The sequence below is a fragment of the Pseudoalteromonas phenolica genome (genome assembly GCF_044788725.1).
Taxonomy (GTDB): domain Bacteria; phylum Pseudomonadota; class Gammaproteobacteria; order Enterobacterales; family Alteromonadaceae; genus Pseudoalteromonas; species Pseudoalteromonas phenolica_C.
Map to the genome: position 1 here is coordinate 826,110 of NZ_CP173162.1, position 12,817 is coordinate 838,926.

Sequence of the window (12,817 nt, forward strand, 5' to 3'; positions counted from 1 at the left end):
CTGAACACTATGGAAATTTTATCGAGCCCGTTTCGATTTCGATAAATTGTTTTTCGGTTTCGAAAATAACATTTCTATTTTTTCATATTTATTTTTTAAAACTCATATATTTCATGGTTTTACGTTTTGGCACGGCACTTGGTTTAACTACTGTATTAAAGAGTAAAAACAGTATGGGATCGAGTTATGGATGTGGTGTTAAAGCCTCAAAAAAATACCAAAAGGCAACTGAGCATTTTAGCGTTTGTTTGCTTGCTACTGGCGGCATGTATTTGGTTATTTTTGCAACCGAGTCATGCACAGCAAATCAAAGCCAATGAGATTTGGTCGGCGAAGGTCGAGCAAGGCGTATTAAACTTAGAAGTGTCAGGCTTTGGCCGTTTAAAGTCGAAAAAGCCGCGTTTACTCACTGCCAAAAGTCAGGCAACGGTTGATGAAATTATTTTAAAACCGGGTGCGGAAGTAACGCCTGAGAGTGTTATTTTAAAGCTTTCAGATCCGAATATTACCCAATCGGTGCGCGATGCAAAGCGTGCATACATCGACAGTCAAAATCAGCGCATTCAAACGGATATTAACCAAAAACGCGAATTGCTTGCTCAACAGGCAGAGTTAGCTCGCATTCAAGCTGATCTCGAAAGCGCTGAACTCGAAGCGAACGCACAGAGTCAATTGGTCAGCAAAGGTATCGTCTCTAATATCGACTACCAGCGTACTAAGTTGCAGGTCAGGCAGTTAACTCGTCGTTTAGAAATTGAAACTGCACGCATTACCCAGCTCGAGGCCCTGCATGCTGCCAATTTAAAAATTGCCGACTCAAATATTTTGGCGCAAAAAGAGGCTTTAGATTTAGTGCAGCAGCAACTGGACAGCCTAACTGTTAAAGCGGGCATTCATGGAGTGGTGCAATCGCTGAGTGTAGAACTCGGGCAAGCGGTGAATTTAGGGGAGCAATTGGCTTTAGTCGGCAGTACCACCGACCTTTATGCTTTGCTGAACGTGCCACAGTCAAAAATGCAGTCTATTCAACTGGCGCAAGCGGTGCGCATTAATACTCGTCGCGGAGAGATATTAGGGGAAGTGATCCGTATCGATCCGGTAATAAACAACGGCAATATACAGGTTGAAGTGGCGCTAAACGGCGCGTTAACCGACAACGCCCGACCAGAGTTAAACATCGAAGGCACAATTGCCGTGGGTCAATTAGAAAACGCTCTGTTTATTAAAAAGCCCGTCAACGTAAAAGCTTTTTCAAATTCTACCTTATTTAAATTAACCGATAACGGCTCGGCCATCGCTACTCTTATTCAGTTTGGTGCAGCAACAGACGAGCAAATTCAAATACTTGCTGGCGCACAAGCACATGAGCAGTTTATCCTTAACGATATGACTCGCTGGCAAGCACATACCCACATTGCCATTGTGAAGTAAGTCAGGCAATCGCGATATAAAAAGGAAAGACCATGAGTAATAACAAAATAAAGCTAACCAATATCACGAAAAAGTTTGTCACCAGCGAGATGGAAACCCATGCATTACGTGGCGTTGATTTAGAAATTAATGAAGGTGATTATGTGTCGATTTCAGGACCTTCTGGCTGTGGTAAATCCACTCTATTATCGATATTGGGATTATTAGACACCGCGTCGGACGGTGAATATATGTTAGCCGGGCACGATGTCAGTAATCTTAGCGTTAATCAAAGAGCGAGTATGCGAAATGAGCATATTGGTTTTGTATTTCAGTCGTTTAATTTGATTGATGAGCTATCAGTTTTCGACAATATTGCGCTGCCATTACGCTATCGTGAACAGCCGTTATCGCAAGAAGAAATTAAACAAAAAGTAGAGGCGTGTTTGGCTAAGGTTGAAATGACGCATCGAGCGGGTCATAAACCGAATCAGTTATCTGGCGGTCAGCAGCAGCGCGTTGCGATTGCCAGAGCCCTAGTCAACGACCCGGCAATTTTACTCGTTGATGAGCCAACCGGTAACCTAGATTCTAAAAATGGTGATGCGGTTATGATGATGTTGGCTGAGCTAAACCGACAAGGCACTACCATTTGTATGGTAACCCACGATCCAAGATATGCCGATATGGCAAAACGTAAACTGCATCTGCTTGATGGCGTGATGGCCGATGAGTTTAAAATGGAGCTGGCGGTATGAGCATCATCAAAGAAGAATTTAAACTCGCAGTCAGCAGTTTATTAAGATTACCGGGGTTTAGCTTAACGGTGATCACCACCCTAGCTGTGACATTAGCTGCCCTTGCGGTGGTACTGAATATCAACTATTTGGTACTGACCAAGCCCTTGCCATACCCGAATGCTGATAAGCTCGTGGTTACCGACCAAAGCGAAACCATTAACGGCGAGACGCAATACGGCTTTCAGATTTTGTCGGCGCAATATCATATTTATAAAGACGAGCAATATATTGAACAGATGGCACTTATGAGTTTGTTTGGTGCAAAGCTTAGAGATCTGCCAGATACACCTTACCTTGATGGCATTCGTGTCACGCCCGAATATTTTTCTATGCTCGATGTACCGATGCATTTAGGCCGTGCATTTAATCAACAAGAAACCATTAATGATAAACAAAGAGTGGTGGTGTTGAGTTTCGAGGCTTGGCAAACACACTTTGGGGCTGACTCACAAGTGATTGGTACTTATACAACCATAGGGAATGATAAGTATCAGATAATCGGTGTGGCAGCGAGTCATTTTAATGCGCCAGAAGTATTTGGCAATTTTCCTATGTTTGCTTGGTTTAGTTTCGATCAAGAAATTAGCCGTACCAGCAATTGGGGTAATATTACCGGTGGTGTAAATGGAATTGCGTTGCTAAAAGAAGGCACTTCAATTGAACAGGCGAGTTCAGCATTAGGTCAGCAAATAAATGAGCTATACCAAGGTCTAGATGATGTGGCTGCAAACACAGCGATTGGTGGGCGTTTCGTACCATTAAAACAAAAAATAGTCGCTGATAGTGGCGAAATGGCATTGTTGCTTTTGGCAGGTGTGATTACTTTGCTGTTCATTGCCGTGACAAACATTTGTAATTTGTTTTTATCTCGCGCGGTGCAGAAAAAGCGCGTGATGGCCATTCAAGCGGCATTGGGGGCGAAAACACAACATATCTTTTTAGGCATGTTTAGTGAAGCGCTGTTGCTATCTATGCTTGCCTGTATTTTTGGCTTGCTAATTGCCGGCTGGTCAATGGTCTGGTTAGCCAACGATTTGCAGTATATGTTCCCGAGAATGCAGCATTTAACTCTAGATCCAGTGACAATTTCGGCAAGTATTATTGTCAGTGTATTTATCAGTATCGTCATGGCGAAGCTCGCCAGTCAGCAGGTGCCTTACAAACAGCTTAATCAAACATTGCAAAGCAGTGGTAAAGGTACGGGAGCACAGATCTCAAGTCTTACCAGAAATGTACTGGTTGCCTTACAAGTTGGCCTAGCCACAGCTTTGTTACTTGGCGCGACAACCGTGTTATCTCCGGCCATTAATAAACTAGTTAAAGATGCAGGGCTGAATGCCACAAATGTGAGTTATATTCGAGTCGATACAGGTAGCTTGACTGAAGGTTTTCATGACGTTTCGCAACAAGTTAAAAACCAACTTAAATTGTTACCGCAAATTGAAGATGCAGCGCTGACAATCACGTCTCCTTTGCAAATGGGCTGGGAAAATTACTTGTACGATGAAAATAACGAAATGTTAGGCATCGTCAGTGTTGGCTTCTTTGACGAAAACAGCTTTGCCTTACTCGGTATGCCGATGCTTGAAGGGCGCAGTTTTAGTTCATTACAAGATTCAGAAAATACACCGCAAGAAATTATTATTAGTAAAGCACTCGCAGAGCGTCTGTTTAAATCAGAGTCTGCAATTGGCAAAACATTGCAAGCAGCACCGAATGAGCCACTCACTGTTGTGGGCGTAGTAGACAATATCTATGTGCCAGACAACCGTGATAGCTATGCAGAAGAGCGTTATTACTTACCGTTTGAAGCCGGTGCTCGTTTTGCGTTAACGTTTAAAAGCAATGGGCTTGTCGATAAAGCGCAATTACTAGAAGCCTTAAAAGAGGTTAATCCGCAACTGAGTATTGCTTACTTTGAAACGCTAGAGAATATGTTAACGACTCGATTAAGGGCCTCAAAACTGGTTGCGATTTTAACGATGAGCTTGATTGCACTAGCATTAACTCTGGCTGCAGCGGGTATTTATGGGGTGTTGAGTTATAGCGTGCAAATGCGTCGGTACGAGCTGGGCATTCACCTATCCCTTGGTGCGCACACAGGACATGTCATCAAAATGGTATTAAAGCAAAGTATGCAGCCTGTTGTATTTGGTGTGATTCTAGGTGGCGTACTAGCGGGCATTGGCTATTTAATTGGCACACGATTACTTGCGATGCAAATCACGGGGGAGTTCACAGTGCTATTGCTGGCAATCCCGGTTATGGTGGCGATTTCTGTATTGGCCTGCTACTTACCGGTACGTTCTGTGGTGAGCTCAGATCCTTTAAAAGCGCTACGTAACGAATAACTTTGAACTTGTATTCTGAAACATAGCAAAGCATTAACCTAGTCTTATTCAATGAGACTAGGTTAAACTCGTTTTACAGCTTACAGCTTACAGCTTACAGCTTACAGCTTACAGCTTACAGCTTACAGCTTATAACTAAATAACATCCAAGGAGCAGTATGGGCATGCCAGCAGTAAAGCAGCATATTTTGATTGTAGAAGACAGAGCCGACGTAAGGCTCAGCCTACGTTTTTTGCTAAACAATCATGGTTATGAGGTGTTTGAAGCTGAGAGCCCTGCTGTTGCAAGCGAGCTTTTAAACTCGCATCACATTGACTTAATTCTGCTCGATATGAACTTTGAGTTTGATACCACATCGGGCGAAGAAGGGCTGGCGTTTTTGCGTGCACAACAAAAAACAAGCTCTCCACCTATTCTGGCGATGACTGCTTGGTCGAGCGTCTCTTTGGCTGTTGAAGCCATGCAACTGGGCGCAAAAGATTTTTTTGCCAAGCCTTGGGATAACCATGCGGTTGTGATGATGGTGAAAAAGCACCTTGCTTTAGCACAGATTGATCATCAGAAAACAATTTCTCAACAGCATGAAGCTGCTCAGCTTTGCAAAAGCGATACTTCATCAAATGACAATTCAAAATCAATTTTGTGGCATAGCCCACAAATGCAAAAATTAAAAGCGCAGTTAGAGCGTGTTGCCAAAACTGATGCGACGATATTTTTGCGCGGTGAAAATGGCACGGGTAAAAGCTGTATCGCAGAGTATGTACACGCTCACTCATCGCGCACCGGTGAGTTTGTGTCGGTAAACATGGGCGCCATTCCAGAAAGCTTGTTCGAAAGCGAGCTATTTGGCCACAAAAAAGGCGCATTTACCGATGCTAAACAAGACAGAGCGGGGCGCTTTGAACTTGCCAATAATGGTACATTGTTTTTAGATGAAGTCGCGACAATGGGGCCCAATCAACAAGCTAAACTGCTGCGAGTGCTTGAGTCGAAACAATTTGAGCGAGTCGGTGATACACTGACCCAACAGGCGAGTTGTCGCATTATTGCGGCATCTAATGCCGACTTTGAGGCCATGCTTGAAAGTGGTGAGTTTAGAACCGATTTATATTTTAGATTGAACACCATAGAGCTCACCATTCCTCCTCTAAGTGCACGCCCCGAAGACATCATTGTGTTGGCAAAGCACTTTATTGAATTACATGCCAAACAATATGAACTAACTCCGTTACCGTTGAGCAAATTAGCCGAACAGGCTTTGCTTGATTATGCATGGCCGGGTAACGTACGAGAACTCAGTCATATGATGGCAAGAGCGGTTTTAATGGCTGAAGGTGATTGTATAGACGAGCAAGATCTTGAGTTTAAAGCGCTAGACAATTCTTCAAAGAATGGATCTTCAAAAGATGACATTCCCTTAATGACCCTAGAAGACGCTGAGAAAAAGCTCCTTAAAATGGCACTGGCGCAAACTCACAACAATGTAGAACAAGCAGGCGAATTACTTGGCATAAGCAAAAGTGCCATTTATCGTAGGTTAGAAAAGTTTGCTATGTCGACTAAGTAAGTTGCTAAATAAAACAAATAATGAGCCAGCACATGTTCAAACTAATCAACAAGCTCACAGAGCGACTAGAATTACGCTCCATCGAAAGCATCCTGACACTGTTTATTGGCAGCTGCTTGCTGGTTTTATCGGGCCTTATGGGCTTTATTCTTTGGTATAGCTCGGCAAGTATCTTAGTAGTTTGTACGGTATTGGTATTATTGCTTTGCCCGTTTGCGCTGCTATGTTGGTATGTAAGGCGTGCTTTGCTCAACCCTTATTACCGTTTTTCAGCAGTCCTAGAAGCGATAAGAAATGAAGACTATTCACTGCGCGCCAACCCCAAATTTAATCAAGGCGCAGTTAAACTCTTAGCAGATGAAATCACCACCATGTCGGCAGACTTACAGAGCAGAAAATCGCAATATGACCAACAAGCGGTGTTAGTACTTCGGCTCATTGAGCAGCTGGCAACGCCAATAGTAATTTTAAATAAAGAACATAAATTACATCATGCCAATGAGGCTTTTTCTAATTGGCGCAAGCAACCATGGCAGACCCTCAGACACACAAGCGCCGATGATTTAGGCTTTACGTTATCCGCAAATAAATGGCAATTAAGTGATGAGTCCCTTATTGCAAAATGGCAGTTACGGCATAGTCAATTCACCATGCAAGAGCAAAGTTATCAGTTGTTGGTACTAACTAACATTGAGCAAGTGGTGTATCACACTGAGCAGGTAGCTTGGCAGAAAATGACCCGCGTATTGAGCCATGAAATCAATAATTCGTTGTCACCCATTAAGTCGTTAGCGCAAACACTTCAAGATATGCTTAAAGGCAATAATGACTTTGCTAATTTAGACCCGGCTTTACAAGTTATAGTTGAGCGCAGTGACGGCTTAATGCAATTTGTAAATCGCTATGCGAATTTAAGCAAACAATTCGATGTTCACACAGAGCAGTGCGAGATTGCGCCGTTATTGCAGTCGGTGAGCAATTTATTTGATTATCCCATAGAGATTAAATGTGATGCACCTTATGTGCTCGCTGACAGAGTGTTGCTTGAACAGGTGCTGGTTAATTTAGTAAAAAACGCCATTGAAGCGAGCAAATCACAACAACTTATTGAGTTAAAAGCTTACAAGCAGGGCAAGCAAATTGTGATTGAAGTAAAAGACTCTGGGACGGGGATTCAAAACATCAGCAATCTATTTGTGCCTTTTTATACCACCAAAGCGCAAGGTAAAGGCATTGGTCTTAATTTGTGTAGAAACATGATAGAGCAACAAGGTGCAAAACTAACGTTAAGCAATCGCGAAGACAAAACAGGCGCGATTGCTCAGTGCTGGTTTAACATTTAGATATTAACGAATACCAAAAAGGTTATCGTCAGAAAATACTTTTAGCAGCTTAACTGGGGCACTTAAGCCATCAATCATATTGCCATTAACTGCTGCATCGAGTAAATCTCGTAAAACGTGATATTTACTGTCATGTTCTTCTTCAAGGTTGATCATATTCATTGTCCAACGAGAGAAAGTGCGGCCTTTGGCGGGTTCGAGATAAAGTACCTTGGCTTGCATGTGCCGATCGTCTTGCTCAATTTTTCGGTAGAGGTCTTGAATAACAGGTAAATCACCTTCTAAAACTTGTAAAAACCAGCCGCCGTTATAAAACAGACTGCCCGTTACACGAAGATTGATATTGTTTTCGCGTGCAATTGTTAAAAGTTTTAAAAAATCTACGCTGTCGAGTTGTCGACTCGCTTTACTGAGATAGATGAGTTGATGGAGTGACATAAATAATCCCGTATTTTAAAGCTAATTTTATTTATAGGTTCTAACTGTTTAAAAGGCAAAATAAGCAAGCAAATAAAGTGACAAAAAAGATGTGAAAACTTAATCGATCTTTTTTATAGGCTGTGACGTAAAAACTGCCATGTAGAGTTTTTAGGTCTTATTTATGCAATTACCCGTTTTTCCACTACCTGTATTTTTGCTTCCTGAAGGGGTAACACGCCTTCGTATTTTCGAGCCGAGATATAAAAAACTGGTATCTATTGCAACCAAAGAGCAAGGCTTTGCACTCACCATTTACAAGCCAGATGCCGAGTTTGAAGTATCTGAATGGGCGGCTTGGGTAGACATAGTCGATTTCTTTGAAGAAAAAGGCATGCTACATATTGATGTAAAAGCAAAATCGCTCGTAAAGCTCAGTGATGTTTATTTCGACGAAGATAACTTACGCTTTGCTAATTGCGAGTCTATCCCGCACTGGGCTCAAGCAAGTTCAAGTGAAAATCACATTGCGTTAGCCGATAAACTAGAAGAGATATTTTCTTTACACCCAGACATTCAAAGTCTGTACCCATCACCGCAGTTTGATAATCCAAATTGGGTTTGTGCGCGTTACTTAGAGCTATTACCGCTTTCTATGGAGCAAAAAGAAGTGTTTGTTGATCAATACAGTTTTGATAAAGCGCAAAACTTCTTACACACCATAATGTTAGGTTAATTTTGTAGAGTATCCTACAATTAAAAAAACTAACCAATCTAAGTGATCCGAATCTGTTTTCAAACGTACTTAATACGAAATGCAATTAATGGGTTTAGTCATGGTGAGCACAGAAAATAGGAATTCCCATCCTTCGATGAGCACAACAAAACAGTCTCAAACTATGCCTGCTGAAGTAGATGGCAAGATGTTGTCATCTTGGTTAATCAGTGTGGCTCAAGAGCGTGATAGACGTGCCTTTGCTAACTTATTCAAATGGTTTTCTCCAAAAATCATTGGTTTTGGGCGCAAGCAGTTCAACAATCCAGTGATGGCAAATGAATTATTGCAAGAGACCATGACTAATGTGTGGCGTAAAGCGCACCTTTATAATGTAGATAAAGGTGCTGCAACAACATGGATCTACACGGTTATGCGTAATATCAGTTTTGACATGTTGCGCAAGATCCAATCCAATCAAGAAGACACCATCAGTGAAGAAATTTGGCCTTTAGCTGAAGCGCAAAATAGTGATGATCACATGTTTGCCGATCACTTAATGGACAAGCAACTTGCGCAATATCTTAATAAGCTGCCTGAAAATCAGAAGCAAGTCGTTCACGGCGTTTATTTTCAAGAGCTTTCTCAAGAGCAATTATCAAAGCAACTTAACATTCCGCTTGGTACTGTGAAATCACGTTTAAGACTTGCACTGACTAAACTCAAACAACACATAGGAGCAGACTATGATTAAGCACCACCCTAAATTAGAGCTGCTCGAAAGTTATGTGGCTGGAGAATTACCTGCTTCAGTGAGTGTGATGATTGCGGCGCACTTAGAAATGTGTCCTAAATGTCAGCAACAAATCACAGAGTTGACAGCAAAAGCCGCTGATAATTGTTTTGATACAGATGCGTTTGCCTTTGATGGATCAGAAATACAGTTCGACTTTGATGCTTTTATTGACGAAGTGACAGAAGACACCAGTATCGATGAATTTGTTGAGCCTGAGCCTCAAGAAGTGAAAGTAGCAGACACACCATATTGCTTACCTCAGGTTCTGTGTAACTTAGAGCGCTCAAGTTGGTTAAATTTAGGCAAGCTTTCTCGTTCACGCATAGAGTTAGAAGATGGCGACCTGCGTATGAGTTTGTTACACATAGACGCTGAAGGGTCTGTGCCTAATCATACACACAATGGCTTTGAGATTACCTTGTTAGTTGATGGTAGCTTCGAAGATGAAATGGGCACTTACAATCGTGGTGATTTCATTTGGCTCGATGGTAAAAACACGCATACGCCTTTTACCAAAGAAGGGTGCTTGTGCTTAACTGTATCAAGTGATTCCCTTCACTTTACCCAAGGACTTAGCAAATTGCTTAACCCAATAGGTAAGTTTATTTACTAGGAGACAACTATGAATGAGTTTAATCCTGAATTCTCTTCGCCAATTAAAATTGGTATTAGCGCTTGTCTAACGGGCGATCAGGTCCGTTTTGACAAGAGCCATAAAAAATCTGATTTCTGTATGAATCAGTTAGGCAAACATGTTGAATATGAAAAGTTCTGCCCTGAAGTGGCAGTCGGTTTGCCTATTCCAAGACCGACTATTAGACAAATTAAATATGATGATGTGATTGCGGTTTCGCGCCCTGATGGCTCAATGGATGTCACAGAGAAAATGACCGAATTTGGTCAAAAGGTAGCATCTCGCATCGATCACTTGAGTGGTTTTGTGTTTATGAAAGGCAGCCCTAGCTGCGGCATGGAACGTGTAAAAGTTTATTACGAACATGGTAAAGGCTGTGAGCATAACGGTGTCGGCTTGTTCGCTAAGCAAATTTTAGACGCTCACCCAAACTTACCTTGTGAGGAAAATGGCCGCTTAAATGATGCCGTGTTACGTGAAAATTTTGTGATGCGTGTATTCACTTATAAGAAATGGCAAGAGCTGGTGGCGTCGGGTCTCACCAAACACAAATTGATCGAGTTCCACAGCCAAAACAAATATTTGGTCATGAGCCATAACCTCGAAATGTACCGCAAAATCGGCAACATGCTCGGGCAATCGAAAGAGCCATTAGAGGTCATTGCTGAGCAATATATCTCAATGTTGATGTCAGCTTTGAAAAAGCCAGCTTCACGTCGTAACCATACGAATACCTTGCAGCACTTACAGGGTTACTTCAAAAAAGTACTCGATAAAACAAAGAAAGAAGAGTTAACCGAGCAAGTCATGGCGTATCGTCAAGGCCTGGTACCACTACTTGTACCTTTGACTCTGATTAATCATTATTTACGTGATTACCCGAACGAGTATCTGTCAAAGCAAGCGTACTTAAACCCATATCCTGCAGATTTAAAACTAAGGTATAGCCTATAATGAGTGCCCTTTATTGGATAAGGAAAGATTTTAGACTCGACGACAACCCCGCATTAATTCAAGCCCTATCGCAAGGATGCAAACAGGCAATTTTCATTTCTACTCCTCATACTTGGCAACGCCATAATGTTGCACCTATTCAGGTCGATTTTATGGCACGTCACTTGGCATGGTTTGAGCAGCAGCTTAACGCCCAAGGTGTTGAGCTGACTGTGTTAAACGGCAGTGATTTTAATAGCCAAATCGAGCAATTGTTGAGCTTTTGCTCTGAGCATCAAATCACGCGAGTGTTCGCAAATAGCCAGTTAGAGATAGATGAAGTAGACAGAGATAAGCAAGTAGCAGCACGTATTGAGCTTAATCTGTTCGAAGCCGATGTGATGTTGCCAAAAGGCTCTGTGCGCAACAAGCAAGGCGAGATGTTTAAGGTCTATACGCCATTCAAAAAGGCTTGGCTACAAGCGGTTAAACAAAGTGGCTTCGATCAAAGCTATTTAGGCAACTTAGCGGCAGTTGATGTTGAGTTCGATGAGCACAAATTTATTTTCGATTACCCAAAAGTTGAGTCGTCGAAATGGCCGTTGGCAGATACTGCGCTAAGACAAGTATTGCCACGTTTTTTAGCTGAAAAGCACGATGACTATGAGCTATACAGAGACAGACCAGATTTAAAAGCAACCAGTGGTTTATCACCTTACCTAGCCATAGGTGCTATTAGTCCAAAACGAGTTTTCATTGAGCTAATTAATCATATGCCAAATGTGCTCGAAGATATGAAAGCGCCACAATTTAGCTGGTTGAATGAGTTGATCTGGCGAGAGTTTTATCGTCATCTTTTAGATGCTTTCCCAAGTTTAAGTAAAAACAAAGATTTTCAAGAAAAGTTCCATGGCTTCAAATGGCCTGATCATCAAGCAAAATTTGAACTTTGGTGTAATGCACAAACTGGATTCCCAATTGTTGATGCTGCAATGAAACAGCTTAAACAAACCGGTTGGATGCACAATCGTTTACGCATGATAGTTGCCAGCTTCTTAACTAAGCATTTGCTGGTGGATTGGCGCAAAGGCGAAGCGTTTTTTATGCAGCATCTTATTGATGGTGATTTGGCCGCTAATAATGGTGGCTGGCAATGGGCGGCGGGCACAGGGTGCGATGCACAGCCGTATTTTAGGATCTTTAACCCACTCACTCAGAGTGAGAAGTTTGATCCCAACGGAGATTTTATTCGTAAGTATTTACCAGAATTAGCAAATGTGCCGACCAAACACATTCACGAACCGCAAGCTTATTTGGCTGCAACAGATCAAAGTGATGTGTACTGCGATGCGATTGTTGACTTAAAAGAAGCAAGAGTTCAGGCACTAGAATATTACAAGAGTGAGCTGCCTTAATTATGTCGAGTACTGCCTTGATATCAGATTTTTTGAAACTGTATAACCAACTAGACAAGTCGAATCTTGAACTACTCGGTGAAGTGTACGGTGACCATATTGTGTTTGAAGATCCGCTTCACAGAATAGAAGGTTTGCCTGCGCTTACCGACTATTTTGCTAACATGTATGAAAACCTGAACCAAGGCCAATTCGATATTCACACCTCATTTGAGCAAGACAACAAAGCCAGTGTGTATTGGGTGATGACTTTTTCACATAAAAAAATCAAACAAGGCCAACCGCTTAAAGTGAACGGTAACACTTACCTTGAGTTTGAAAATGGCAAGGTTGTTTACCACCGTGATTATTTTGATGCAGGTGAAATGATCTATCAGCACCTGCCCGTGTTTGGCACTGTGATTAACTTAATCAAACGCAGGACGGCAGCATGAG

At 42.0% G+C, this 12,817-nt stretch carries 12 protein-coding genes; 11 read left to right on the forward strand and 1 reads right to left on the reverse strand.

The features are described 5' to 3' along the window. Nucleotides 1-186: 186 nt before the first annotated feature. The 5 genes from ACH784_RS21100 (at nt 187) to ACH784_RS21120 (ending at nt 7,472) form a co-directional block, all read left to right on the forward strand. Nucleotides 187-1,431: an HlyD family secretion protein gene (locus ACH784_RS21100; RefSeq protein ID WP_404395758.1), complete on the forward strand. Its 1,245-nt coding sequence runs from the start codon at nt 187-189 to the stop codon at nt 1,429-1,431. Between the two features lie 32 nt (nt 1,432-1,463). Continuing rightward, on the forward strand, nt 1,464-2,168 hold the full coding sequence (locus ACH784_RS21105; RefSeq protein WP_404395760.1) for an ABC transporter ATP-binding protein: 705 nt from the start codon (nt 1,464-1,466) through the stop codon (nt 2,166-2,168). Next, complete coding sequence (locus ACH784_RS21110) at nt 2,165-4,561, forward strand: ABC transporter permease (RefSeq protein WP_404395762.1); 2,397 nt, start codon at nt 2,165-2,167, stop codon at nt 4,559-4,561. Before ACH784_RS21105 ends, ACH784_RS21110 begins: the two co-directional genes overlap by 4 nt. A gap of 164 nt (nt 4,562-4,725) precedes the next feature. Further along, a complete protein-coding gene (locus ACH784_RS21115; RefSeq protein ID WP_404395764.1) occupies nt 4,726-6,129 on the forward strand; it encodes a sigma-54-dependent transcriptional regulator in 1,404 nt (467 codons plus the stop codon). A 32-nt stretch (nt 6,130-6,161) separates the two neighbouring features. Beyond that, a complete protein-coding gene (locus tag ACH784_RS21120; RefSeq protein WP_404395766.1) occupies nt 6,162-7,472 on the forward strand; it encodes a sensor histidine kinase in 1,311 nt (436 codons plus the stop codon). 3 nt (nt 7,473-7,475) lie between these two features. Here the strand turns inward: ACH784_RS21120 and ACH784_RS21125 are convergent, their stop codons facing one another. Beyond that, the gene (locus ACH784_RS21125; protein WP_404395767.1) at nt 7,476-7,910 is read right to left on the reverse strand and encodes a BLUF domain-containing protein; all 435 of its coding nucleotides are present in this window, start codon (nt 7,908-7,910) and stop codon (nt 7,476-7,478) included. 163 nt (nt 7,911-8,073) lie between these two features. Between ACH784_RS21125 and ACH784_RS21130 the strand changes: the two genes are divergently transcribed. The 6 genes from ACH784_RS21130 (at nt 8,074) to ACH784_RS21155 (ending at nt 12,816) form a co-directional block, all read left to right on the forward strand. Then, nucleotides 8,074-8,625: an LON peptidase substrate-binding domain-containing protein gene (locus ACH784_RS21130; RefSeq protein WP_404395769.1), complete on the forward strand. Its 552-nt coding sequence runs from the start codon at nt 8,074-8,076 to the stop codon at nt 8,623-8,625. Nucleotides 8,626-8,761: 136 nt separating this feature from the next. Continuing rightward, nucleotides 8,762-9,358 (forward strand): sigma-70 family RNA polymerase sigma factor, encoded by a 597-nt coding sequence (locus ACH784_RS21135; protein ID WP_404395771.1) that lies wholly within the window; start codon nt 8,762-8,764, stop codon nt 9,356-9,358. Next, entirely contained in the window at nt 9,351-10,013 is a 663-nt protein-coding gene (locus ACH784_RS21140; protein WP_404395773.1) for a ChrR family anti-sigma-E factor, read from the forward strand. Before ACH784_RS21135 ends, ACH784_RS21140 begins: the two co-directional genes overlap by 8 nt. Before the next feature lie 9 nt (nt 10,014-10,022). Continuing rightward, nucleotides 10,023-10,988: a YbgA family protein gene (locus tag ACH784_RS21145; protein ID WP_404395775.1), complete on the forward strand. Its 966-nt coding sequence runs from the start codon at nt 10,023-10,025 to the stop codon at nt 10,986-10,988. Continuing rightward, a complete protein-coding gene (gene phrB, locus ACH784_RS21150) occupies nt 10,988-12,382 on the forward strand; it encodes a deoxyribodipyrimidine photo-lyase (protein WP_404395777.1) in 1,395 nt (464 codons plus the stop codon). Before ACH784_RS21145 ends, phrB begins: the two co-directional genes overlap by 1 nt. A gap of 32 nt (nt 12,383-12,414) precedes the next feature. Then, nucleotides 12,415-12,816 carry a nuclear transport factor 2 family protein gene (locus ACH784_RS21155; RefSeq protein WP_404395779.1) on the forward strand — a complete coding sequence of 134 codons (402 nt, stop codon included), beginning with the start codon at nt 12,415-12,417 and terminating at the stop codon, nt 12,814-12,816. Nucleotide 12,817: the final 1 nt, after the last annotated feature.

Coding starts and splice junctions, on each gene's coding strand:
- phrB (WP_404395777.1), top strand. CDS start 10,988: ATGAGTGCCCTTTATTGGATAAGGAAAGATTTTAGACTCGACGACAAC.
- ACH784_RS21145 (WP_404395775.1), top strand. CDS start 10,023: ATGAATGAGTTTAATCCTGAATTCTCTTCGCCAATTAAAATTGGTATT.
- ACH784_RS21130 (WP_404395769.1), top strand. CDS start 8,074: ATGCAATTACCCGTTTTTCCACTACCTGTATTTTTGCTTCCTGAAGGG.
- ACH784_RS21100 (WP_404395758.1), top strand. CDS start 187: ATGGATGTGGTGTTAAAGCCTCAAAAAAATACCAAAAGGCAACTGAGC.
- ACH784_RS21115 (WP_404395764.1), top strand. CDS start 4,726: ATGCCAGCAGTAAAGCAGCATATTTTGATTGTAGAAGACAGAGCCGAC.
- ACH784_RS21110 (WP_404395762.1), top strand. CDS start 2,165: ATGAGCATCATCAAAGAAGAATTTAAACTCGCAGTCAGCAGTTTATTA.
- ACH784_RS21125 (WP_404395767.1), bottom strand. CDS start 7,910: ATGTCACTCCATCAACTCATCTATCTCAGTAAAGCGAGTCGACAACTC.
- ACH784_RS21120 (WP_404395766.1), top strand. CDS start 6,162: ATGTTCAAACTAATCAACAAGCTCACAGAGCGACTAGAATTACGCTCC.
- ACH784_RS21105 (WP_404395760.1), top strand. CDS start 1,464: ATGAGTAATAACAAAATAAAGCTAACCAATATCACGAAAAAGTTTGTC.
- ACH784_RS21140 (WP_404395773.1), top strand. CDS start 9,351: ATGATTAAGCACCACCCTAAATTAGAGCTGCTCGAAAGTTATGTGGCT.
- ACH784_RS21135 (WP_404395771.1), top strand. CDS start 8,762: ATGAGCACAACAAAACAGTCTCAAACTATGCCTGCTGAAGTAGATGGC.